15 protein-coding genes are annotated in these 22,347 nt (G+C 59.8%); 7 read left to right on the forward strand and 8 right to left on the reverse strand.

From position 1 onward, the window contains the following. Positions 1–55 precede the first annotated feature (55 nt). Positions 56–3,172 carry an FAD-binding and (Fe-S)-binding domain-containing protein gene (locus tag ACFQJC_RS07095; protein WP_390222617.1) on the reverse strand — a complete coding sequence of 1,039 codons (3,117 nt, stop codon included), beginning with the start codon at positions 3,170–3,172 and terminating at the stop codon, positions 56–58. A gap of 865 nt (positions 3,173–4,037) precedes the next feature. Between ACFQJC_RS07095 and ACFQJC_RS07100 the strand changes: the two genes are divergently transcribed. Then, entirely contained in the window at positions 4,038–4,805 is a 768-nt protein-coding gene (locus ACFQJC_RS07100; protein ID WP_390222618.1) for an IclR family transcriptional regulator, read from the forward strand. A gap of 42 nt (positions 4,806–4,847) precedes the next feature. On the opposite strand, the gene ACFQJC_RS07105 is transcribed toward ACFQJC_RS07100, so the two are convergent. Further along, positions 4,848–5,714, reverse strand: coding sequence for a UbiA family prenyltransferase (locus tag ACFQJC_RS07105; protein WP_390222619.1), 867 nt, complete (start codon positions 5,712–5,714; stop codon positions 4,848–4,850). 183 nt (positions 5,715–5,897) lie between these two features. Here ACFQJC_RS07105 and ACFQJC_RS07110 point away from each other — a divergent pair, with 183 nt between their 5' ends. Continuing rightward, a complete protein-coding gene (locus ACFQJC_RS07110) occupies positions 5,898–7,442 on the forward strand; it encodes a class I adenylate-forming enzyme family protein (RefSeq protein WP_390222620.1) in 1,545 nt (514 codons plus the stop codon). A 73-nt stretch (positions 7,443–7,515) separates the two neighbouring features. On the opposite strand, the gene ACFQJC_RS07115 is transcribed toward ACFQJC_RS07110, so the two are convergent. Further along, the gene (locus tag ACFQJC_RS07115; protein WP_390222621.1) at positions 7,516–8,928 is read right to left on the reverse strand and encodes an SLC13 family permease; all 1,413 of its coding nucleotides are present in this window, start codon (positions 8,926–8,928) and stop codon (positions 7,516–7,518) included. 109 nt (positions 8,929–9,037) lie between these two features. Between ACFQJC_RS07115 and ACFQJC_RS07120 the strand changes: the two genes are divergently transcribed. The 3 genes from ACFQJC_RS07120 to ACFQJC_RS07130 all read left to right on the forward strand — a co-directional run bounded on the left by ACFQJC_RS07120 (position 9,038) and on the right by ACFQJC_RS07130 (position 12,794). After that, positions 9,038–9,670 carry an MBL fold metallo-hydrolase gene (locus ACFQJC_RS07120; protein WP_390222622.1) on the forward strand — a complete coding sequence of 211 codons (633 nt, stop codon included), beginning with the start codon at positions 9,038–9,040 and terminating at the stop codon, positions 9,668–9,670. 141 nt (positions 9,671–9,811) lie between these two features. Beyond that, positions 9,812–11,014, forward strand: coding sequence for an FAD-dependent monooxygenase (locus ACFQJC_RS07125; protein WP_390222623.1), 1,203 nt, complete (start codon positions 9,812–9,814; stop codon positions 11,012–11,014). A 289-nt stretch (positions 11,015–11,303) separates the two neighbouring features. Beyond that, positions 11,304–12,794: an aldehyde dehydrogenase family protein gene (locus ACFQJC_RS07130; protein WP_390222624.1), complete on the forward strand. Its 1,491-nt coding sequence runs from the start codon at positions 11,304–11,306 to the stop codon at positions 12,792–12,794. Between the two features lie 53 nt (positions 12,795–12,847). Here the strand turns inward: ACFQJC_RS07130 and ACFQJC_RS07135 are convergent, their stop codons facing one another. Then, positions 12,848–13,168, reverse strand: a complete 321-nt coding sequence (locus tag ACFQJC_RS07135; RefSeq protein WP_390222625.1) for a hypothetical protein — start codon at positions 13,166–13,168, stop codon at positions 12,848–12,850. Between the two features lie 256 nt (positions 13,169–13,424). Here ACFQJC_RS07135 and ACFQJC_RS07140 point away from each other — a divergent pair, with 256 nt between their 5' ends. Continuing rightward, on the forward strand, positions 13,425–13,877 hold the full coding sequence (locus ACFQJC_RS07140; RefSeq protein ID WP_390222626.1) for a methylated-DNA--[protein]-cysteine S-methyltransferase: 453 nt from the start codon (positions 13,425–13,427) through the stop codon (positions 13,875–13,877). A 260-nt stretch (positions 13,878–14,137) separates the two neighbouring features. On the opposite strand, the gene ACFQJC_RS07145 is transcribed toward ACFQJC_RS07140, so the two are convergent. Together ACFQJC_RS07145 and ACFQJC_RS07150 are read right to left on the reverse strand one after the other, a co-directional pair. Continuing rightward, entirely contained in the window at positions 14,138–15,070 is a 933-nt protein-coding gene (locus ACFQJC_RS07145) for a sensor histidine kinase (protein ID WP_390222627.1), read from the reverse strand. Between the two features lie 384 nt (positions 15,071–15,454). Continuing rightward, positions 15,455–17,128, reverse strand: coding sequence for a sensor histidine kinase (locus tag ACFQJC_RS07150; RefSeq protein WP_390222628.1), 1,674 nt, complete (start codon positions 17,126–17,128; stop codon positions 15,455–15,457). A gap of 120 nt (positions 17,129–17,248) precedes the next feature. Here ACFQJC_RS07150 and ACFQJC_RS07155 point away from each other — a divergent pair, with 120 nt between their 5' ends. Further along, positions 17,249–18,820 (forward strand): PAS domain-containing sensor histidine kinase, encoded by a 1,572-nt coding sequence (locus ACFQJC_RS07155; RefSeq protein ID WP_390222629.1) that lies wholly within the window; start codon positions 17,249–17,251, stop codon positions 18,818–18,820. Positions 18,821–18,845: 25 nt separating this feature from the next. Here the strand turns inward: ACFQJC_RS07155 and ACFQJC_RS07160 are convergent, their stop codons facing one another. Both ACFQJC_RS07160 and ACFQJC_RS07165 read right to left on the reverse strand, forming a co-directional pair. Continuing rightward, on the reverse strand, positions 18,846–19,235 hold the full coding sequence (locus ACFQJC_RS07160) for a pyridoxamine 5'-phosphate oxidase family protein (RefSeq protein WP_390222630.1): 390 nt from the start codon (positions 19,233–19,235) through the stop codon (positions 18,846–18,848). A gap of 92 nt (positions 19,236–19,327) precedes the next feature. Beyond that, positions 19,328–22,126, reverse strand: coding sequence for a cation-translocating P-type ATPase (locus ACFQJC_RS07165; RefSeq protein WP_390222631.1), 2,799 nt, complete (start codon positions 22,124–22,126; stop codon positions 19,328–19,330). Between the last annotated feature and the right edge of the window lie 221 nt (positions 22,127–22,347).

The following is a 22,347-nucleotide window of genomic DNA, read 5'->3' on the forward strand; positions in this document are numbered from 1 at the left end:
GTTCTCGTTCTCTCTTCGTCTCAGAAAAATATCCGACGAGTGCGCTCCTTCGATGCTACTTCGAGACTGCGTGAGCCAGCAGTTCGACGGGCGTCGGCGGTTCGTCGCCGTCGAGTGACGTCTCTGCGAGCGGGCTGGCCGCGGGGACGGGCTTCACGCGCCCATCGCCGAGTTGCGTGCGGCAGGACGCCCCGGGTGCCGTGACGACTTCCGCGTGGCTACTCTCGACTTGGTCGAAGAGGATGTCGCCGATTGCCTTCGACATGGAGTAGTGTTCTTTCTCGTAACCGAAGCTTCCAGCCATCCCACAACACCCCGAGTCGAGCGGGTCCACACCGTAGCCAGCGCGTCTGAGGACACCGACGGCGTGGTGGTCCTTCTTCACGGCTTTCTGGTGGCAGTGGCCGTGGTACGCGAGCGACACGTTCGGCGCGTCCCACTCGACGTGCTCGTCGAGTCGGAACGTGTCGATGTACTCACACGCGCCGTAGGTGTTCGAGGCGACGAGTTCGACCGACTCACCAGAGAGAAGGTCGAGGGCGTCGGATTGGAACATCACTGCGTCGGAAGGTTCTGCGAGGACGATATCCCAACCGTCTCTGACCCGTGGTGCGAGTTCGGCGACGTTCGCTCCGACTGCATCGCGGGCTTTCTCGACGAATCCCTTCGAGAGCGGTGGCCGACCGCTGTTCGTTCGACGTGCCACGTCTACGTGGACGCCAGCGGCTTCGAGCACCCGAATCGCGGCTTTCCCGACCTCGGGGTGGGCAAAGTTCGTGTAGGTGTCTGCGAAGAAGACGGCCTTGCGTGTCGCCTCTCCTTCTGCGACACGCGAGCCGCCTCTGGCCTCGAACCAGTCTTGGAGCGTCTCGCGCTGGAAGTTCGGAAGGGAGCGTTCACGGGCGATACCGATGGTCTTCTCCGTGAGCACACCAGCGCCGGGGAGCGACTGAGCGATATTCGACAGCGGAGCGAATGCGCTGCCGACCCGGGAGAGCACGTCTACGTTAGCGAACAGTTTATCTCGGAGACTCGACCCGTGTTCCTGGTGGCGAGCGTGCATGACTTCGGTCTTGAGCTTCGCCATATCGACCTCGCTGGGGCAGTCTCGTGCACAACCCTTACAGCCGATACAGAGGTCGAGTACCTCTTCGACGAACTCGTCGCCGGTCGGGTCGTCTGGGAGGTCGCCACTCATCGCCTGCCGGAGCAGGTTCGCACGCCCGCGAGTCGCGGTTATCTCCTCGTCCGCAGCGCGATAAGTCGGACACATGACGCCGCCGGTCGTCTCCTGATTGCCGCGACAACCACCGCAGCCGTGGCAGAGTTCGACCATTCCTTGCATTCCGTTCTCGTTGGTCCAGTTGAGCGCGGGGTCGAATCCGGCGTCGTAGTCGTACGAATCGTCGTATCGGAGGTGCTCGGTCATGTCGTGTCGCTCGACCGCGGCCGAATCGACGTCCTCCGAAGCCTCGCCTTCGCTCAGGCCACAGACGTTCCCCGGATTGAGGAGCCAGTCGGGGTCGAAGGCGGTTTTGAGCGCTCGGAACGACTCCCAGAGTGTATCGCCGTACAGTTTGTGGTTCCACTGCGTCCGTGCGCGTCCGTCTCCGTGTTCGCCGGAGACGCTTCCGCCGAACTCGACGACCATGTCGGTCACTTCGTCGGCGATTTCGACCATGTGCTGGCGGTCCACGAGCGCCTTCGTGTTGACGAGCGGGCGGACGTGAAGCACGCCGGGGCCCGCGTGGGCGTAGAAGGCGCAGTCTACGTCGCGGTCCTTCGCTGCGAGGAGTGACTGGAATCGCTCGACGAACTCCGGGAGGTGTTCCGGCGGGACCGCGCAGTCCTCGATGAAACTGATGTGCTTCTCGTCGGAGGTCCGTGAGAGAAGGATTGGAAGTCCTGCTTTTCGGAGCGTCCAGAACTGCGTCCGGTCGGCTTCATCGTGGGCTTCGAGTCCTTCGAAGGCGAAGGTCTCCTCTACGTATTGGTCGGCGACCGCTTCGTTAGTATCGGTATTCGGAACGCGGTCCGCAAGGAGCCTGGCGGTCTGTTCGCGCCCGTGGTCGTCGTCGTCCGCGTAGAATTCGACGAGAAGGGCGGCCTCCGCGTCTGTCGGGACGAGTGCGGCGACGTCTTCGAACTCGGCCGTGTTGCGAGCCAACCCGAGGAGCACGTCGTCGATGAGTTCGACGGCCGCGGGGTCGTGTTCGAGGACGTGCTGCACGTCGGTGACGGCTTCGAGGACGCTCTCGTAGAAGAGCAGCGAGACTGCCTTTGTCTCGGGGAGGGGTTCGAGTGAGACTTCGGCTTCGGTGACGATGGCGAGCGTCCCTTCGCTCCCCGCGAGCAGTCGTCCGAGGTTGACACTGCCGCTCTCGGCTTCTTCCACGAGTACGTCGAAGTTGTAGCCAGAGACGTTCCGCTTCAAGTCGGGGAATCGATCACGAACTTCGGCCGCGTCCTCGTCGATGATGCGGACGATTTCGGCGTAGATTCGTTCGAGCAGGTCTCCATCTGGGTCTGCGTCAGCACGGAGGTCAGAGAGTTCAATCTCGCCGAACGTCGTGACGGTCCCATCTGCGAGGACGACTTCGCAGGATTCGACGTAGGCGTCGGTCTTCCCGTAGACGAGCGAGTGCGCTCCCGTCGAGTTGTTGCCGATTGCACCGCCGACGACGCTCCGATTTCCGGCCGCGGGGTCGGGGGCGAACTTCAACCCGTCCGGAGCGAGTGCGGCATTCAGGTCCGCCAAGACGACGCCGGATTGCACCTTCGCCCGCTCGCTTGCGGCGTCGATATCGAGGATATCGGTCATGTAGCGAGTGAAATCGAGTACCACCGCTTCGTTGACTGCTTGCCCGGCGAGACTCGTTCCACCTCCCCGGGGCAACACTGGAATCTCGTTGTCGGCGCAGTACGAGACGACAGCAGAGACGTCGCGGGTCGTCTTCGGAAACACGACGCCGATGGGCGTTATCTCGTACGCACTCGCGTCGGTGGCGTACAACTGTCTCGTGTAGGTGTCGAATCGAACGTCTCCCGCGATGCGGGTTTCGAGAGCATCGACGAGTTCCGGACGTTCTACCGCACCCGAGACGTAATCGTAATCGGCGCGCGAATCAGTTGCCGGTCTGAGACGCTCCGGGTGACGTGACGGTTTAGACATCGTTGTGATAACTACCTCGTTCACACGACGCCGCCGTCTGCTGACGTTCGCTCGGCGTCCGGGAACAGGTCTCGTTCATCGATGTACCCCTTCGAAATCTCTCCGGTGTACTGCAGTTCGCCCACTATCGATACGGTGGGTTGGCATGGTTAGTCGTGGGTATATCACACATGGTCATAAGTCTGACCGTATACCGAGTTCGACCAAGACGTCGGTAACACAGAACCACGTGGGAGGGGGCGTCGAAGGCCACATATTCGGTCACGACGAACAGCATTTTCTAGTCCTTTATTTCAATACTTACCCAATAATCGAATAGAAACACTATTTTGTTTGTTTATCACGGATAGAATCAGGGTTCTGTGCAACATCTTCGCCTGAATGGCCATCGAGTCGTCCAAGACGGGGGTTACGTTAGATATTACAGGAGTATATTTGTAAAACTACTGCACGGAAGGTTCTCGTGTGTCTTTGCGAGAGTGCAGTCTCTGTCCACCAACAGTGGACGAAAGCCGCATTATTTCAACTTTCGGACGGTTAACGCGGCCGTATACGACTTTGTGAAGACCTAGAGAAAGCGTACGGAGGATCGTCACAATAGAAGTCGAGAGTGGTTCTCGAACGATCGTTAGACAAAATTACCCGTGTAATTCGGCCTCACCGAACGGAAAATCTGAGAATCGATGGATCTACTGAAATATCGAATACTAGTGTACAAAGTACTGAATACTTTTATCACGATAATTAGTAACACAGTGTTGTTCGGCACGACCGAAAGTACGAACGCGTTCATTACGTCCGTATTCGACTATCTCGGGAGACGGGTACTGAAACATTTAGTACAGAGCGCTTCACACGTGGATATGTGAAAGACGGTCACACCGAACGACGGATGGTGAAGTCGGACGAGACGCTCCTCTCTATCGTCGAATATCTCCGGGAAGCCGACGGGGCAGGCGTCACGGAGATTGCGAACCATCTCAAACTGGCGAAAAGTACAGTCTACGACCACCTCGTAACCATGCGTGAGTATGGATTCTTCGTCAAGCGAGGCCAACGGTATCACCTCGGATTGCAATTTTTCAGCTACGGTCAGTACGTTCGAAACCAGTTCAAAATCTACGAGGCGGCAAAACCGGTCGTGGACCGGCTCACCGAGCGCACGGGGGAGATGGTTTGGCTCATCGCACACGAGAACGGTCGAATCATGTACCTCTACGGGCACGCGGGAGCGACCGATATCAACGCGAACAGCCTCATCGGCTCGTGGGCGTACATGCACTGCAACTCAGCGGGGAAGGCCATACTCGCACACCTCGACGACTCGGAAGTCGAACAAATCATCCAGCGACACGGACTTCCGGCCCGAACCGAGTACACGACGACGGACCCCGACGAGTTGCGCGACGAACTCACGACGATTCGCCAACAGGGGTTCGCATTGAACATGGGTGAGGACCTCGAAGGAATCCACGCGATTGGAGTTCCACTGTTGTTCGACGAGGAGGTCCAAGGCGCGCTTGCGGTCGCCGGACCAGCCCACCGGGTCACCAGAGAGCGGTGTGAAGAGGAACTCGCCGAACAGTTGTTCGCCGCGCGGAACGACATCGAACTCAACCTCGTCTACAGCTAACACGTCGGCGTCGTCTTTCTCGGTTCACCGTTTCGGAGACGACTACGAGAGTCCCGAGAGGAGTGGTTCGACAGTGCAACTCGTCGTGGGACACGCTGCGACGAAAAGGACGGCCGTAACCGGGTACACGAGCACCATCTGCCGAACGACGACTCGCTCTGCGACGGAGTCGAACGCGACGACACCACCGCCGAGGAGAACTGGCACTGACGCGAGTGCGGTTCGTGGGAGTGTCGATTGGGTGACGAGTACTGCGACGAGCACTGCGGAACTGAGGAACAGCGCCGCACTCACCACCCTCGCACGCCGCTCGCCGAGGACGACCGGAATCGTGCGTTTGTCGATACGCTCGTCGAATTCGATGTCGGTGCGGTCGATAGAGACCTTGACACCAGACAGGATGACGACGAACAGCACCCCGATAGCGACCACACTTTGCGCGAGCGACGACTCTTGCGCGAGGTACCCACCCACGAGTGCGAGTGCGATACCAACCGGGTAGTCGATGGTGACCCCGACCGGATTCGTATCGAGAATTGGTGCGTGAAGAATCGCAAGCACCCAAAGGACGACCACAGACCCAGCGGCCGCGACGCTGGAATCGAGTGCCAGCAATCCCGCCAGTGACAGGCAACAGAGACTGGCAAGGACGATGGCAAACTGCGTCCTGCGAAGTGAGAGCGCGGGAGGTTCCTCGCCGCGCAGGTGAGCATCGACGTACTCGTCAACGACGTGCGCCGTATAGAGCGCCGAAGCAACCGCGGCCGCGTGGAGAGAGCCACTCCAGAGAGAAACCGACGGAGCCAACAGACCACCAAAAACAGACATCCCAACTGCTGGGGCCATGAACGTCGGCTTCACTTGCGTGAGTAATCCGCCAACGAAGGACGTGCCGTCTGCGGTGGTCATACACATCAATTGGGGATGCCTGCAAAAAATGTGGTCGGTACCGGGAGGTGAGTAAACCAGAACGGCGAACGTCTGCGACAGACCTCGCCGCAATCATTCGGACCGCGTCACGTGACGTGTCCATCAGCAATTACCGATACAATTAATGCCCGGAGATGGTGTTGATAGCACATACCATACAGTATGAAATTTCTAACTGCGTTCCAGCGCACGGTCCGTGTACACGGGTCCGATACCGCGCTCATCACAGAAGACGGGGATGAATACACGTACGCCGAATTCGACCAGCGGAGCACCCAACTGACACACGCACTTACCGAACGCCTCGACGACGCGCCGTGTGCGGTTTTAGCACTGAATGGGGTTTTGGCCGCCGAGTCGATGATTGCAGGGCACAAACGGGGAGTGCCGACCGTTCAACTTTCGTTCCGTGGAAAGCCGGACGAGCTAGTGACGATGGCGAACGTCGCCGACTCGAAGGGACTGCTCTTCGACGACGCCAACGCCGAGACCGCGTTGAAACTGCTCGAAAAGGGAACGTTCGAACTCGCGGTGCACGCCGGTGAACGGGACATCGATGTGGAGGGAGTCGAATCGTACGAAGACCTTCTCGATTCTGCACCCGAAAACGTCGATGCCGACCTTCCGATGGGAGAGAAGACGAGCATCTTCTTTACCAGTGGGACGACGAGCCAACCCAAAGCGGTCTCGTTCACGGGCGAGCAGATGTGGCTCGGTGCCTATCAGGGCGTCATGGAACACGGCATCGACCAGACCGACGTTGCGATTGTAACGACGCCCTGGTATCACATGGTCACCTCCGATGCGTGGCTATATCCACACTGGCTCGCCGGTGCGACGACCGTGCTCCACTCCAGTTTCGAGCCAGCAGAAGCGCTCGAACTCGTCGAGTCACACGAGGCGACGGGGCTTCTCGCGGTGCCAACGCAACTCAGTGCACTCAACGCAGTTCAAGAGCGAGAGGGCTACGATACGAGTTCGCTTCGTTACATTCGAACGGGTGGTGCCATCGTCTCCGCCGAACTCGTCGAACGAACGAAAGAGCACCTCGCAGAAGGGCTGTACAACACCTACGGGATGACCGAAGGCGGGCCAAATCTCACGTTTGCACACCCGTCGGACCAAGAAGCACATCCGGGAACCGTCGGCAAAGAGTCGTTTTCGTGGGAGGTTCGCGTCGTCGAAGCGGCACCGGTGGACGAGCATCCCGACCCTCGGGCAGTGGTCGATGCAGGCGAGCAAGGTGAAGTCATCGCGCGAGGGCCGGGCGTCCCAGACGGCTACCTCGATAACCCCGAGAGCGAGGCGAAGACGTTCTTCGACGAGTGGCTTCGGACACGAGACGTCGCCCAAGTGGACGAAGACGGCTATCTTTACATCGTTGACCGCGTCGATAACATGTTCATCAGCGGCGGTGAGAACGTCTACCCAAAGGAGGTCGAGCGCGCGCTCGAATCACACAGTGCAATCTCCGAAGCGCTCGTCTTCGGCTTGGACGACGACTACTGGGGCAGCAAAGTCACTGCCATCGTCGTCACCGACGGGTCGGTAACCGAAGACGAACTCGACCAGTTCTGCAAGCACCACGACTCGTTGGCGAACTACAAACGGCCGCGTGAGTATGCGATTCGGACCGAATCCTTCCCGAGAACGGATACGGGAACCGTCCAACGCGGAGCGGTTATCAGCGAGCATTTCCCCGAATGAGTCCGGTGTTCTGGACCGATTCGAGTCCGAAATCGGGGATTCGGTTTCAAACCGGCTGACCGCGGGGAGAGCGTTAGAACACGACCGCAAATATCGCAATTTGAATCGGAACGAGTACGACCAGTGTTGCGAGAGAGCAGATGACGGTCATCCGAATCAATTCCCGAGAGTTCGCCATTTCTAGCCCGAGTATTGCGACGAGAACCGCCGACTGGTACGGGAAGAAGTAGGTGTTCAAGGCGACTGCCTCGGTCATCGCAACCGGCAGGAGTGGAATCCCGGCGGAGGCGGTAAACGAGATAAGAACCGGCGTCAACACGCTGGCGACGGCGAGACCCTCCATGACGAAGACGAGGGCGAGCGAGGCGAAGACGACGAAGACCAAGACGACTGCGAGCGACGCATCTGCAGGCAAGTACGACAGAATCTTCGTCGCCGCGAGGTCCGTAAAGGCGGTCTGTCGAAGCCCTTCTGCGATTGCGAAAATCGCGCCGAGAAAGAAGATTATCGTGAAGTCTGCTTCGCGGATGCGTTCGGGGGCGACGACACCGATACGCGGGGCAAACGCGAGAAGCGTGACGACGAGCGCGCCGTACAGCGGGTGTAATCCGTGGATAGAATCGGTCGCCCAGATGGCAACGCCGACGAGCAGGTACAGCAACATTCGGCGCTCTTCGGACGACACTCGCACGTCGGCCGCCGAGGCGACACGCTTTGCGAGTCCGCCCGCCTCGGTCGGGCGGTAAAGTACGTACGCGAGGAGTGTGATGACGAGCGAACGCCCGATCGCCATGACTGGCCCGAGCCAGACGAGCCACTCCATCCATCCAATCGACAGCCCGCCGTTCGCCTCGACGATGCCGGTGATGATGATGTTCGCAAGCGAGCCAGTCAGTACGCCGCTCGACCCCGAGAAGGTGACAAAGAGCGGCCCGAGAAAGATGCCGAGTTTCGCTCGGCGCTCGCTGAACAGTCGGCCGAGCGAGATGAGAATCGGCCCGAGGATGAGCACGCGGACGAGCGACGACGGCACGAGGACGACGAGTCCCAAAGCGGCCACGGAGGTTGCGCCGAGGACGTACCGATAGACCGTCACCGCGTCTTGGGTGCCGGTCTCTGGGACGGCCCGGAGGACGTACTGTTCGACGAGCGAGGCGAGTCCGCTCTGTCGGGTCGCCTCACCAAGGAGAATCCCGAGGACGACGAGCCACGTCGCCGGCAGGCGAAACCCGACGAGCGCCAGTTGCGTCGAAAACGCGAGACCAATCAGGCCGACGCTGATGAGACCGGTGAACCACGGTTCGACAGGTGCGCCGATCCACAGCACGACCGAGAACACCGTAATCGCAAGCATCGTCGCCATCTCACCGGAGACTGGCGCATAGAGAGAGATGCTCCCGGCGGCGACCATCGCAACGGGAATCGAGAGCCACGACACGTCAACGTCGAGAGAGCGGTCTAGAGACAAGAACGACCGTATCGTCATGTGTTCTTACACCACGTTAGTCGTACCACGAAGGCCGCCGTGATGTGTGTTGCGGATATACACACAACTTCGAAAAACGCTATGTTGGTCGGTGTCACACCTACACGTGATGATAGACGAGTGTGCTCCCGACGTGTACGACCTCACGGTCGCAGAGATGAACGATGCGAGATACCGAGTGTTCGTCTTCGATGGCGAGGTACCGACACTGGTCGATTCGGGGTTCGAACACACCGTCGATACCGTCGTCGAGGCGCTCAGCGAACTCGAAATCGTACCTGAGCGACTCGTTATCACTCACGGTGACGGTGACCACATCGGTGGCCTCGAAAGGCTCGCCGACCACTACGGGCTCGAAACGTGGGTCCCCGAACAGACCGACCTCGACTCGTCGTACACACCCGACCACAGATACGGCGATGGCGACGAGGTCGGGGACTTCGTCGCAGTTCACACGCCCGGGCACGCCGAAGACCATCACGTCCTCATCGACGAGCAAACAGGCGTCGCGGTGCTCGGAGATGCAGTCTTCGGGGCCGACGCTCGTGGCTTGCCTGCGGGATACTTCGTTCTCCCGACCGGATTCTACTCAGCAGACCTCAACACCGCAGATGCGAGCCTCGAACGGCTTCTCGATTATTCGTTCGACGTCGGTCTCGTCTACCACGGGTCGAGTGTCTCTGCCGAGGCGAGTGAAAAACTCGAAGCGTTCGTCAACTTCGTTGGAAAACCACAGGACTGAGCACCACCGTGTCGGTAGGCACTCAGCGTACTTGCCGTTCAGCGACCGTAGTCGGGTGATTCGTATCGCTGACCAAAATGCATATATGGGTCGTGTAGCAACGTTCTACCATCCATGAGAAACGTTAGCGAGGGTTCCCCAGTGTTAGTTGCAGGTGCGGGCCCAGTCGGGATGACGACGGCGCTTGCCCTGCACGCTCGCGGAATCCCAGTGACAATTCTCGAAGCAGAATCGGAAGACCGTGACCGCTCTGGGAGCAGAGCAATCTACGTCCACGGTTCGACACTCCGAACGCTCAATCGTGTCTCGCCCGGACTCGGCAGCAAACTCGTCGAGAACGGACTCGTGTGGCCGACGCGGCGGACCTGCTGGCGCGGCAAGGAAGTGTTCTGTCGGACGTACGACTCTCCCGGCGGGAAGGGCGACCTGCCGCACTTCACGAGCATCCCACAGGTACGAACTGAGGAGTTCATGCACGAGGCGCTCGAAGACGCCGGTATCGAGATTCACTGGGATTCGGCCGTCGAGAAGGTCGATTCGACCGAAGACGGTGTGACCGTCGAAACGTCCGACGGGCAGGTGTGGGAGACGCCGTACCTCGTCGGTGCAGACGGCGGTGGCTCGACAGTTCGCAAGGAAATCGGTGCCGAGTTCGCCGGCGACCAGTCCGAGAACTCGTTCATCATCGCCGACGTGGACGAAGTCGAAGACGACCCGCTCCCGCTCGAACGCCTGTTCCACTACGACGACCCGAGCGTCGGTGGCCGAAACGTCTTGCTCGTTCCGTTTACGGGTGGCTGGCGACTCGACATCCAGTGTATCGAAGGCGACGACCCGGACGAACTCAGTAGCGACGAACAGATGCGCGAGTTCGTGGTCGAAGTCATGGGCGAGAAGTACGCAGACAACCTCACGTGGGTTTCGAGCTACAAGTTCCTGCAGGTCATGGCCGATACCTTCATCGACGACCACCGGCGCGTGCTGTTGGTCGGTGAGGCGGCCCACCTGCTCGCACCGTTCGGTGCTCGCGGGATGAACTCCGGTGTCGCCGACGCCGACGAGGCGGCCTCCGCAATCGCAGTCGCCGCCCGCTCGAAGTACGATTCGGTCGCTCACGACGAAGTCGAACTGTTCGCCGCACGCCGCGAGAAGGCCGCCCGCTACAACCTCGACGCAGCGGGGCAGGCACTCGAATACCTACAAGGCGACGACCCGGTCACCGTCCTTCGCAAAGAGGCGGCCGCCGCGCTCGCCGACTACTTCGAACCGGCGGGCGAGTACCTCGACGACGCGCCGTACGGTCCGCACACCCCACCGCCGATTGTGACGACCGGTAACTACTGAAGCGGTGATCGAAGCCAAGCAGTATTCGAAGCCAAGCAGTAATCGAGGCACACGGTCGAATCACGACGGCGTTACTCCGCCCGCGACTCGCGGCGGGGCCCTCCGTTGCGGTCGTTTTCGCTCGGCAGCAGTGGCGACTGACGGAGCGTTTCGACTTCGAGTCTCGTTTCTCAGATAGTCACGAATGGCTGGATGACGGTCCAGAGCAGGTATCTGAGGCTATCGGAACGAGAAGTTCTCTCTGGTTTCCAACCGGGTTTAGTGTTCGAGATATAACACAACAGTGCACATGGTGGATGGTATCTCCCTCGATACGGACTGGAACGCGCTGTACATCAACGGTGAGTGGACCGAAAGCGAGAGCGGCGAGACGATTGCGGTCGAAGACCCCTCGACCCGCGAGTCGTTCGCGTACGTCCCACGCGGCACCGAAGCCGACGTGGATGCCGCTTACGAGGCGGCGGCAGCGGCACAATCCGAGTGGGCCGCGACACCGCCGGCACAGCGAGAGGAAGTGATTCACTCGCTGCTGGAGGTGATCGACGAGCACCACGAGTCCATCGTCGAACTCCTCGGGCACGAAGCAGGCGGGTCGAAAATCATGGGCGAAACGTCCGTCCACCTCGCCGAAGATCAAGCCGCGGAAGCGGCGACCCTTCCGCGCCGGATGAAAGGCTCACACGTCGCCTCCAACATCCCCGGCAAGGAGAACATCGTCGAAAGAGAGCCGGCGGGCGTCGTCACGGTCATCTCGCCGTGGAACTTCCCGCTCAATCTCTCGATGCGCGCCGTCGCCCCCGCAATCGCCGCGGGGAACACCGTCGTCCTCAAGCCATCGACGAACACCCCCATCGTCGGCGGGTTACTCTTCGCCAAACTGTTCGAAGAGGCGGGCCTGCCGGACGGCGTCCTGAACGTCGTCACCGGCCGCGGGTCGGAAATCGGCGACCGCGTGGCGAGTCACCCCGAGAGCAACGTCGTCGCCTTCACCGGTTCGACACCGGTCGGCAAACGAGTCGCCTCGCTGGCCGCAGAGAACCTCGCCACGCCGGCGATGGAACTCGGCGGCAACAACGCCCACATCGTCACCGACGAAGCCGACCTCGACGCCGCAATCGACGCCGCGGTGTTCGGGTCGTTCGTCCATCAGGGACAGGTGTGTATCTCCATCAATCGCCACCTCGTCCACGAGGACGTCTACGACGAGTACGTCGAGCGGTTAGTCGAGCGCGCAGAGTCGCTCCCCGTCGGCTCTGCCCACGACCCAGAGACGGTCGTCGGGCCGATTATCGACGAGTCACAGCGCGACCAGATGCTCGAATACGTCGAGGAGACGGTCGATGCGGGTGCGACCCTCGAAACCGGTGGCTCGACGGTCGAACTCGACGACGTGGTCGATTCGCTCGTCGTCGCGCCGACGGTCCTCTCTGACGTGACCAACGATATGTCCGCGGCGTGCTTCGAGCACTTCGGACCCATCGCACCCGTGATTCCGTTCTCGGATATCGACGAGGCGGTCGAACTCGCCAACGACACGGAGTACGGACTCTCAGGGTCCGTCCACGCGGGCGACGTCGGCACCGGAAAAGAAATCGCCGACCGGTTGGACACCGGAATGGTCCACGTCAACGACCAGCCAATCAACGACGAGGCGCACGTGCCGTTCAGCGGGACGAACGCGTCCGGGATGGGCGGCTACAACACCGACGAGTTCCTGAACGAGATAACCGAGACGAAGTGGGTCTCCCTGCAGCACGAACCGCGCGAGTACCCCTTCTAATCGGCGTCCCTATTTTTCGGGTGAAAAGAGTTCGACTGTCCGTTCGTCGTAACTTACAGGTCGAGTTGCTCGGCGACCCAGTGGTCTCGAACCGCGAGCACCATCGCCTCTTCGTCGTCGAAGACGGTGTGTTCGGCGACGAACTCGTCCCACGTTCCGTCGGGAATCAACGAGAGTTCGTCGGCCGACGACGCGTCCGACGGACTCGCAGCGAGCATCTCGTCGAACGATTCGAAGTCCGTGTATTGGGTCACGAACGACGAACTGAACAGTTCGTCGATGGTAATCTCTCCGCGCCCGTCGAGCACGTCTGCTGCGGACGGTACGTCGTCCGTAGCGTCGGCTTTCGCTTCCAGATCTAACTCGAACACCATGTGAGATACTGGTAGCTAATACTATCTAAAACCCTTGGTAGTCAGTCGTTCGCACAGGCGAGGTGTGACCTCACGACTGGCTATCGGTGGCGCAGTCGATTGATTCGAGACGTGTTCGGCGCGAAAACGCCCCCTGGTGTCGCCGGGAGAGGAAGCGTATATCGTACTCGAAACCGAACGAACGTCCAACGACGATGCACACTCACCTCGCCCCCCGAAGCCGACGTACGAACCCCACGCACTCGGAGTGGGACTGATGGACGCCACGATTTTCGATTCACGCGTGGCGGTGGACGAGTCGCTCGTAGACGCGTCTCCGGAGACGATTCGTGAACAGGTCGCCGAGTACGAACGCGGCGAGCGAACGGAGTTCGACATCGACGTACGGATTGCCGACGACTTCACCGGCGACGTGATGCGGTGTATGCTCGAAATCCCGTACGGCGAAACCAGGACCTACGGCGAAATCGCCGCGAGACTCGATAGTTCACCGGTCGCCGTCGGTCAAGCGTGTGGACGAAATCCCGTTCCGCTCGTCGTTCCGTGCCACCGCATCGTTGGTGCGGACTCGCTGGGGGGCTTCTCCGCCGATGGCGGCGTCTCGCTCAAACGTGAACTCCTCACGCTCGAAGGAGCGATACGGGAACCCGACTCGACACAAGCGACACTCGGCGAGGTCGTGCAGTCCGAACATTCGCGGTCGAAGTAGTCGAATTTCGAGCTGATTTGGCGACCCGCAGACAGGTGCCACAGCGGACCACCATTTCCGAGAGGAATCAATCGGTGTCGGCTCCGTCTCCGGAGTTGCTTTCAAAATAAGTCTTCGTAATAGCCCGTCTCAAAGCCCAAATTCGGATAATCTACAGAACTCGGATGATTTAAATTGTTCAAATAATGTAAATCGATGCGTATTCTGGTTCGGTCGAGAAAGACGTCAAATTCCAGCATCGGGGTGCTCGGTTAGTCGCTTTACACGGTGGCCGTCGGGACAGCAATCGTGACGGTACTCCGCGCGTCGTTCTCGAACGTCAGGTCACCGTCTAACTCGTCTACGATCCATTTGACGAGCCAGAGACCGGTGCCGTCGCTGTGTTCGAGCTGTGTCTCGTAGCCCGCATCGAGAACGTCGATTTCGGCCTGCGGCGTCCCGGGACCGTTATCTTCGACTCGGAGCGTGAGTTCGTCCTCGTCTCTCGTCAACAGCACCTCGATTTCGGGAGTCGAATTGGTGTTGTGCTCGACAGCATTGCGCAGGAGTTCGCCGAACGCAATCGTCAACGAGGGAGTCGTGACTGCCACAGGAGGAGTTGGGAGTGACAGGTAGACTTCGACCGCCGGAAACTCTGTTTCGATTTCGGCAACGCGCCGTTCGATCTCGTCGGTGAAATCGAACGACTCGTCACTGTCCCCACTGTGCCGATGAAGGTTCGCAATCTTCCGCGACTGGTCGGTGAGGCGGACGATTCGGTCCATCTGTTGGTTGATGACTTCGACCGATTTGGCTTGCGAGGCTGGCGATTCGAGAACGAGGTCGGCGTACCCAGCGGTGATGTTCGCGGCCGTTCGTACGTCGTGACGAAGCACGCGATTGTACACTCGAAGCTGTTCCGAGAGCCGTTCGGCACGTGCGAGCGCTTCGACCATCTCACGCATCGAAATTCGTCGCGCGACGTCGTATATCCCGACGATAAGCCCGATGACGATGCCACCCGTCGCCCAACCGAGCACGGAGTAGGTCGAACGGAGGAACACGCCGCCGAGTAACCGCTGGTAGAGAATCACCAGAACGCCGGACCCGCCGAAGACGAGAATGCCGGTGAACATCCAACCCGCAAGTCGAAGCGTCTCGTCTCCAATCTGTCTCGTGGTTAGCCACCGGTAGACGTATCCAACCAACACCACCAACAGCGTCGGGGCGATCCACCCAAGGAGATAATCCCGTTCCGAAAGTTCCCCCCTCAAAACGAAACCGACGTGCAACGAGATGAACGCACTGCCCGTCACATAAATCAGCAATTCCCCGATACGCTCGCGGGAAACGGGAAAACGAGAGAGATAGCCCGGCATTGGTCTGGTATTATTGTAACATGAGATAATACTTTTCAGAAAATATCAAATATGATATGCAAATGGGACGTAGCGGGCGTACACGTACGAGACGAAGTCAATGTTAATATTTCGACAAAAGAAGACGCGAGAGTTCGAAATGTGAGTTATACGTGCGGGTAGGGTTCGATAGTGGGAATTGAAATCTGCGAGTGGTTGTCACCGAACGGTCATTTCGAGTCAGTCGGCGAATCGAGTGACGTTCGATATCTCGAACCGAGCACCACCCGATTCGCTGGCGGTGACATCGATTTGCCACCCGTGGGCCTCGACGATTTCTGAGACGATAGCAAGCCCAAATCCGGTGCCGTGTCGGTCGGTCGTATATCCTGAGGTGAACACGTCGTCGCGTTCGTCGGACGAGATACCAGACCCGTTGTCTGCGACGAAAAAACCGTTCTCGGATTCGAGTGGGCCGACGGTGACGGTGAATGGGGCCGAGTTACCGTCGCTGGCCGGGCTCTCCGGCATCCCGTGTTCGATTGCATTTCGGTAGATGTTCTCGAAGAGGCGCTGGAGGCGCTGTGAAGAGCCGCCGAACCGAAAGTCCTCCTCTACTTCGAGTGCCGCCGTCTCTGTATCGACCATCTCCCAGCACTTCGAACTGAACGCCGCGAGTTCGATTCGCTCACTCTCTTCGACCGGTTGGCCCTGTCGTGCGAGGACGAGGATATCCTCGATGAGTGACTCCATGCGGTCGAGCGCGTCGCGGACGGTGGTGAGGTTCGACAAATCTCCGTGTTCTTCGAGCGACAGTTCGAGTCGGCCCTGTGCGACGTTGAGCGGGTTCCGAAGGTCGTGGCTGACCATCCCCGCAAAGGAGTCGAGGCGGTCGTTCTGACGTTCGAGTTCACGGCGATACTGTTCTCTGTCGGTTACGTCTGCGAAGCGGACGGTGGTCCCGAAGTTCGACTTGGGTGCGCCGACCGGGGAAGTGATGAGTTGGAAATATCTCGACGACCCATCGTGCCGAAGTTCGAGAATCGAGTCGTCGGTCTCCAACTGCTCAGCGACCGATGGGAGCACACGTGCGAGCGGTTTTCCTGTCGAACGAGCGAGGAGCGGAAACAGTTCTCTCGCCCGATGGTTCGAATCTCGAATCGTGTCGTCCTGCGTGAGAGAGATAACCGGGTCGTCCATCTCGCCCGCGAGTTGGGCTTCTTCGAAGGTGTCGAGATACACCACACAAACCCCCACTGCGAACACGGCGACGCCGAGTGGTTCGAACGTAATGTCGATGAGCGACGGTGTCGAATAGACGAGTATGTCGAGGACGACGGGGAGACCAGTGATTGCAACGAGCAACTGGAGCGGTCTCGCGTTCACGTCAACTTCCGCGAACAGTTCGAAGAGCATGAAGTACCCGACGAACGCGAGTGCGTACGACAGACCGACCACGATCCAGTGGATGGTGTGATACTGAACTTCGAGGTGGACGAACGGCGACTGTACGACCTGGGTCGTGAAGTACAGGTGGTACACTGGATTCGTCAGTTTCACCGAGACGACGGCGATGAAGATGGCAACTGCAGCCGTTCGATACGACCGATTTCGGTGCAACGAGCGCCCCGTGTAAGCCGAACAGAAGTACAACCACGCGCCAATCGTGCTGAATCCCACAATCAGGCCCGCCATGTAAAATCCCTCTTTCAACCAGATTGACGGTGCGACGAGAAAGCCGACGTGCGAAACCGCCCAGCACCCGCTGGTGAGCAACAGTGCAGTCAGTCCGCGTCGCGTATCCCTATCGGAGATTCCCTCCACCTTGGAGAGCGTCCAAAAACAAACGAGCGCGGCAACGGAAAATGGTACGGTGTAGTAAAGTTGGGGAAGTGAAATCGATGAGGTTGCCACGATTATTTTCGATTGGTACTATATTGGCATAAATATGCCTGCTCTACCTGAGCGGGCAGCGAAATCTGCACTCGCGTGCCGAGAGTGCTTCTTTTATACCATTGTGATAAATAGTTGGTAATGTCTGAGTGGACTCGGAAGGAGGATGGACTCGGCCAGGTATGGGAGGCCATCCATCAACTCTTTCAAGGGACTGAAACGTACGCGCTCTGTCTGCTCGACACGGACGGGAACGTCGTAAGGTGGACCGAAGGTGCAGAGCGTATCTTGGGATACTCCGCCGAAGACGCCATCGGCCAGCACGTTACCGAATTTTATCCAGACGAAGCGTCCCAAATCGAATCTGCGCTCTCGCACGCAGAGACCCGAGGCAGTTACGAACACGTCGGGTGGTTCAGCCGAGACGACCAGTCGCGGTTGTGGGTACAGGCGACGTTCAATTCGCTGTACGACGACGAAGACACGCTGTGCGGGTTCGCCAAGATAGTCAGAGACAACACCGAGACGAGAGCGTATCAAGAACAACTGGAGCGGAGTCGTGACCGACTCGCACGCACCGAGGCGTTGGCCGACGTGGCTGGGTGGGAGTACGACACCGAAACTGAGCGAGTACACTTGACCGAGGGTTCACGGAAACTACTCGCCGCGTCGTCAACAGACTCCGTACGACTCTCTGAGTTCCTCGATTTATTCAGCTCCGAAGCGAGAGACGCCCTCGAGAGTGCCGTTCGGTCCTCGAAGCGCTCGGGTGAAACGTTCGACTTGGAGCTTCGGGTCGGAAGCACGACGAACACGGCGCAGTGGGTGCAGGTGAGAGGAAACGTAACCGATGATGGCGAACTCATCCGCGGGGCGATTCGTGACGTGTCGGCACGCAAAGAACGCGAACAACGGTTGATGGTGTTGAACAGGGTGCTCCGGCACAATTTACGAAACACCCTCAACATCGTCACGGGATACGCAGCGTCCTTGCGGTCCGACATCACGGCTCTTGAGATACCGGAGGAGAGTGAGGGACGAGAGCCCGAACTCACGGCAATACTCGAAAACATCTCACACGTCACAGAAGAGATGGATGCCGAACTCGAAACGCTGCAGAAGACCATCGAAGCGGTGAGCGAGTTTTCGAGTGAAGAAGCGGTACAGAAAACCGACCGAATCGTCGAGCACTCCGAGGAGTTGATGTCTACGAGCGAGAAGGCACGAAAGTTCGAACAGGCGGTCAAATCCGAAGAGCGGAGTTCGACGACGCGCCTGCAGTCGGTGTTCGACGAGGTGGAACGTCGCTATACGGGACAGTATCCGGAGGCGTCTATCGATGTCGGTGAAACCGACGTGAAGGTGAGCGGCAACACGACCTCACTCAGATTGGCGGTGGGCGAACTCGTCACGAACGCGCTCGAACACAACGACCACGACCAGCCAGCGGTCTCGCTCACGACAGAGAGCGATGACTCCACCGAGGTTCGTATCCTCGTCGAGGACAACGGACCCGGAATCCCCGACGACGAACGGACAATTCTGCAGCGGGGCGAAGAGACGGCACTCGTGCACGGAGAGGGGTTGGGACTGTGGACCGTCAACTGGATCGTGACGCAACTCGGCGGTGAGGTCAGCATCAACGACAACGAATCTCGGGGAACGACAGTCGTGCTCACGCTGCCGACCGTCGGGACCGAGGAGACGACGTAGCGTCAGGGCGCTGGCTCGCCCACGCTCAGTACTCGTTCACGGTGGCGCTTCCGACGTGAATCCGCACGAGTTCGTTTTCGGGCCACGCGGAGTCACCCGCACCGTACTTCGCATTGATGCGCCGTGTTGCCGCGAGTTTCGCGCCCTCGTCGTCGATGACCGCCGCAGTTCCGAGGAGCGTCACTCGCCACACCGCGTCACCACTCCGGTCTTTCTGTACCGAAAGCGCGACCCGTGGGTTCTCCTGGATGTTCGCAAGCTTTCGACCGGTCGTGAGAATCTCGACGGTTCGCTCGTCCACATCGACGTCGAACCAGACCGGAGCGACGTGGGGACGACCATCGACACAGGTGGCGAGATGCGCCATCAGTGGTTCGCTCGTCAGCAACCGTGCCGCCGCTTCGAAGTTGTTCATCAGTTGAACAATACATCACCGGCCGCATTAGAGCTACGCCAGCGCCGAACCCACTCCTGCGTCGAATGTGGCTTTCGTGCAGTGGGTACTACCTAGTCGTCGAACAATCGGTCGAACAGGAAATCGACGCCCACGTTGAGTCCGAGGAAGACGACGAACCCGACACCGATAACGCTCCAATCGACGAGTGAGAGCGGCAGGATGCCGAAAAATAGATTGAGCGGCGTGTAGAGCACCAGCAACTGAACGGCGAGTGTGAGCGCAATCGCCCCGACGAGCCACGGGTTCGAGAACAACGAGAGGTCGTACCGAGAGCGAATCACTTGGAGACGGACCACTTCGACGACGACGAGAAAGGTGAACAAGAGCGTCTGTGCGCGGACGAGTTGCCCGGTCGAAGTGAGCGAGTAGAAGAACACCCCGAGACCGGTAATCGTCATCAACACGCCGATAGAGAGCACCGAAGCGACCATCTCGCGGTCGAGAATCGACTCGTGAGAGTCGCGCGGCGGTCGGTCGAGAATCCCATCGGCTTTCGGGTCCACGCCGAGTGCGAGTGCCGGCAGGCCGTCGGTCACGAGGTTTATCCAGAGCAACATCACGGGCGTGAGGATGAGCGCCTCCGACTGCGAGGCGAACAGCTCGGGAAACAGAAACGTCCCGACGAGGACGCCGACGAACACCACGAGCACCTCACCCGCGTTCGCAGACAGGAGGTAGTTGACGAACTTCTGGATGTTGTCGAAGATGCCGCGCCCCTCGGCGACGGCGTCACGAATCGTACCGAAGTCGTCGTCCAACAGCACCATGTCGCTCGCCTGTTTCGCCACGTCGGTGCCGCGGATACCCATTGCAATTCCAACGTCCGAATTTCGGAGCGCCGGGCCGTCGTTGACGCCGTCGCCGGTCATGCCCACGATGTGGTCGTTCGCCTGCAACGCTTCGAGTATCCGCACCTTGTGCTCCGGGGTGACCCGCGCGAACACTTCGACGGACTCGACTTTCTGGCGCAGTTCGCCGTCGGACATCTCTTCGAGTTCCGCGCCAGTCAACGCGCTGTCTGGCGAAAATCCGACGGCCGACCCAATCGCCTTCGCGGTCTCGACGTTGTCGCCAGTCGCCATGACGACGCCGATACCGGCGCACCGACAGTCCGCAATCGCCCGTTCGACTTCCGCTCGCGGCGGGTCGAACATGCCCTGCAATCCCAAAAAGACCATGTCGTCTTCGAGTTCTTCGGTGGGTGCAGCCGGGTCGTCGATGCGTTTCGCCGCGAACCCCAACACGCGAAGTGCCCCTCGTGCGAGTGCTCGATTATTTGCCAAGATTGCCGCTCGTCGCTCCTCGGTGAGTGGAACCGGGCCGTCGGCTTCGAGGACGTGCGAACAGTGGTCCAGTACGACCGCCGGTGCGCCCTTCATATAAGCCCTCGTCGGTGCCGACCCGGAAGGAGTCGCCCGCTCCCCGTCTGCGACCGTAGAGCACAGAGCAGAGGTCTCTTCGTTCACCACGACGCTCATCCGCTTTCGGTCGGACGAGAAGGGAATCTCACGGACTCGCGCCGGTGGTGACTCGATATCGTACCCACCCTTCGCTGCCGAGACGAGGAGCGCAACCTCGGTCGGGTCGCCGTAGAAGTCCTTTTCGGCGCTCTCGGGTGCGCGTTCGGCGTTGTTACACACCGCACCACAGCGCAACACTGGTTCGACCGCTTCGGGGCCGACGACCGTTCCGTCGCGGGAGAACTCGCCAGTCGTCTCGGTTCCCGTTCCCGAGACGGCGTACGTCTCACCGTCGAAGTACACCCGCTCGACGGTCATCTGGTTCTCGGTGAGCGTCCCCGTCTTGTCAGTGACGATTACGTCAACGGACCCGAGGCTTTCGACGACCGAGAGACGACGAACGAGCGCGTCGCGTTCGACCATCCGGCGAGAACCGAGCGCGAGGGTGAGCGTGACGACGGCGGGTAAGCCTTCGGGGACCGCCGCGACGGCGAGTGTGACGCCGACGAGCAAGACTGCGAGCGGACTGGCCGCGGTGAGAATCAGTTGTACCGCGGCGATGACCACGATGAGTCCGATGACGCCGTAACCGAGGCGCTTTCCCAGCTGGTTGACTTCCGCTTGAAACGGCGTCTCCTGTTCTTCGACGGCTTCGATTTGTGTCGCAATCGCGCCGACTTCCGTCTCCATTCCGGTGTGGACGACGACGGCCGTTCCCTGCCCGCGGACCACCGACGTGCCCGTGTAGACCATGTTCGACCGGTCGGCGAGCACCGTGTCTTCGGTCACCGGTTCGGGAGATTTCGAGACGGTGGTGCTCTCGCCGGTGAGTGCAGATTCGTCCGCTTCGAGACCCGAACTCTCGATGAGGCGCGCGTCCGCCGAGACGGCGTTTCCCTGTTCGAGAAAGACGACATCGCCGGGGACGAGTTCGGTCGAGTCGATGGAGACTTTCTCTCCGTCGCGGAGCACCGTGGCTTCTGGCGAGGAGAGTTCTCTGAGCGCTTGGATGGATTTCTCGGCCCGATAGTCCTGGACGAACCCGAAGACGCCGTTTGCGAAGAGAATCAGAAATATCAGTGCGGCATCGGCGTAGTTGGGTTCGTACCCCGGCAACAGTCCGACGCCCAGCGACAGGAGTGCGGCGAAGACGAGGATGTAGATGAGGAAGTCCCGAAACTGCGAGACGAAGAGAGTGAGTGGAGAGATTGAGTCTGTCGAGCGGATTTCGTTCGGTCCAAACGCGTCGAGTCGGCGTTCTGCCTCGTCGGCCGTCAGACCGGTCTCGTCGGCATCGACGCGTTCGAAGACGCGTTCGAGCGACTCGCTGTGCCACCGCGGGCTGAATTGCTCTGGGTCATCCGCGTCGAGAGCGGTGTCTGGTTTCATCGTGAGGTGGCAGTCGAGTCAACGTTCACGGGGGGGTTAGTGCAAGATAACTAACATCCCGAGGCTAAATGAGCCTAGCGCAAGTCAGTTCTCAGTAGCAACGGAACTGCTCCGCCAGCGGAGATGACACTTCCAGAAAGCCAGAATGTCAACCAGCAAATTCCGTGGCCAGCGAACGGTCTCGGCGGTGTGACAGACACCACGCCGAGCACCTGTCCGAG

It is taken from the genome of Haloferax namakaokahaiae, from assembly GCF_042663225.1.
In the GTDB taxonomy this organism is placed as follows: domain Archaea; phylum Halobacteriota; class Halobacteria; order Halobacteriales; family Haloferacaceae; genus Haloferax; species Haloferax namakaokahaiae.

Bases quoted from the DNA above. Each gene is read 5' to 3' on its own strand.
- ACFQJC_RS07095 (WP_390222617.1), bottom strand. From the start codon at position 3,172: ATGTCTAAACCGTCACGTCACCCGGAGCGTCTCAGACCGGCAACTGAT.
- ACFQJC_RS07105 (WP_390222619.1), bottom strand. From the start codon at position 5,714: ATGACCACCGCAGACGGCACGTCCTTCGTTGGCGGATTACTCACGCAA.
- ACFQJC_RS07110 (WP_390222620.1), top strand. From the start codon at position 5,898: ATGAAATTTCTAACTGCGTTCCAGCGCACGGTCCGTGTACACGGGTCC.
- ACFQJC_RS07115 (WP_390222621.1), bottom strand. From the start codon at position 8,928: ATGACGATACGGTCGTTCTTGTCTCTAGACCGCTCTCTCGACGTTGAC.
- ACFQJC_RS07120 (WP_390222622.1), top strand. From the start codon at position 9,038: ATGATAGACGAGTGTGCTCCCGACGTGTACGACCTCACGGTCGCAGAG.
- ACFQJC_RS07130 (WP_390222624.1), top strand. From the start codon at position 11,304: ATGGTGGATGGTATCTCCCTCGATACGGACTGGAACGCGCTGTACATC.
- ACFQJC_RS07135 (WP_390222625.1), bottom strand. From the start codon at position 13,168: ATGGTGTTCGAGTTAGATCTGGAAGCGAAAGCCGACGCTACGGACGAC.
- ACFQJC_RS07140 (WP_390222626.1), top strand. From the start codon at position 13,425: ATGGACGCCACGATTTTCGATTCACGCGTGGCGGTGGACGAGTCGCTC.
- ACFQJC_RS07155 (WP_390222629.1), top strand. From the start codon at position 17,249: ATGTCTGAGTGGACTCGGAAGGAGGATGGACTCGGCCAGGTATGGGAG.
- ACFQJC_RS07160 (WP_390222630.1), bottom strand. From the start codon at position 19,235: ATGAACAACTTCGAAGCGGCGGCACGGTTGCTGACGAGCGAACCACTG.
- ACFQJC_RS07165 (WP_390222631.1), bottom strand. From the start codon at position 22,126: ATGAAACCAGACACCGCTCTCGACGCGGATGACCCAGAGCAATTCAGC.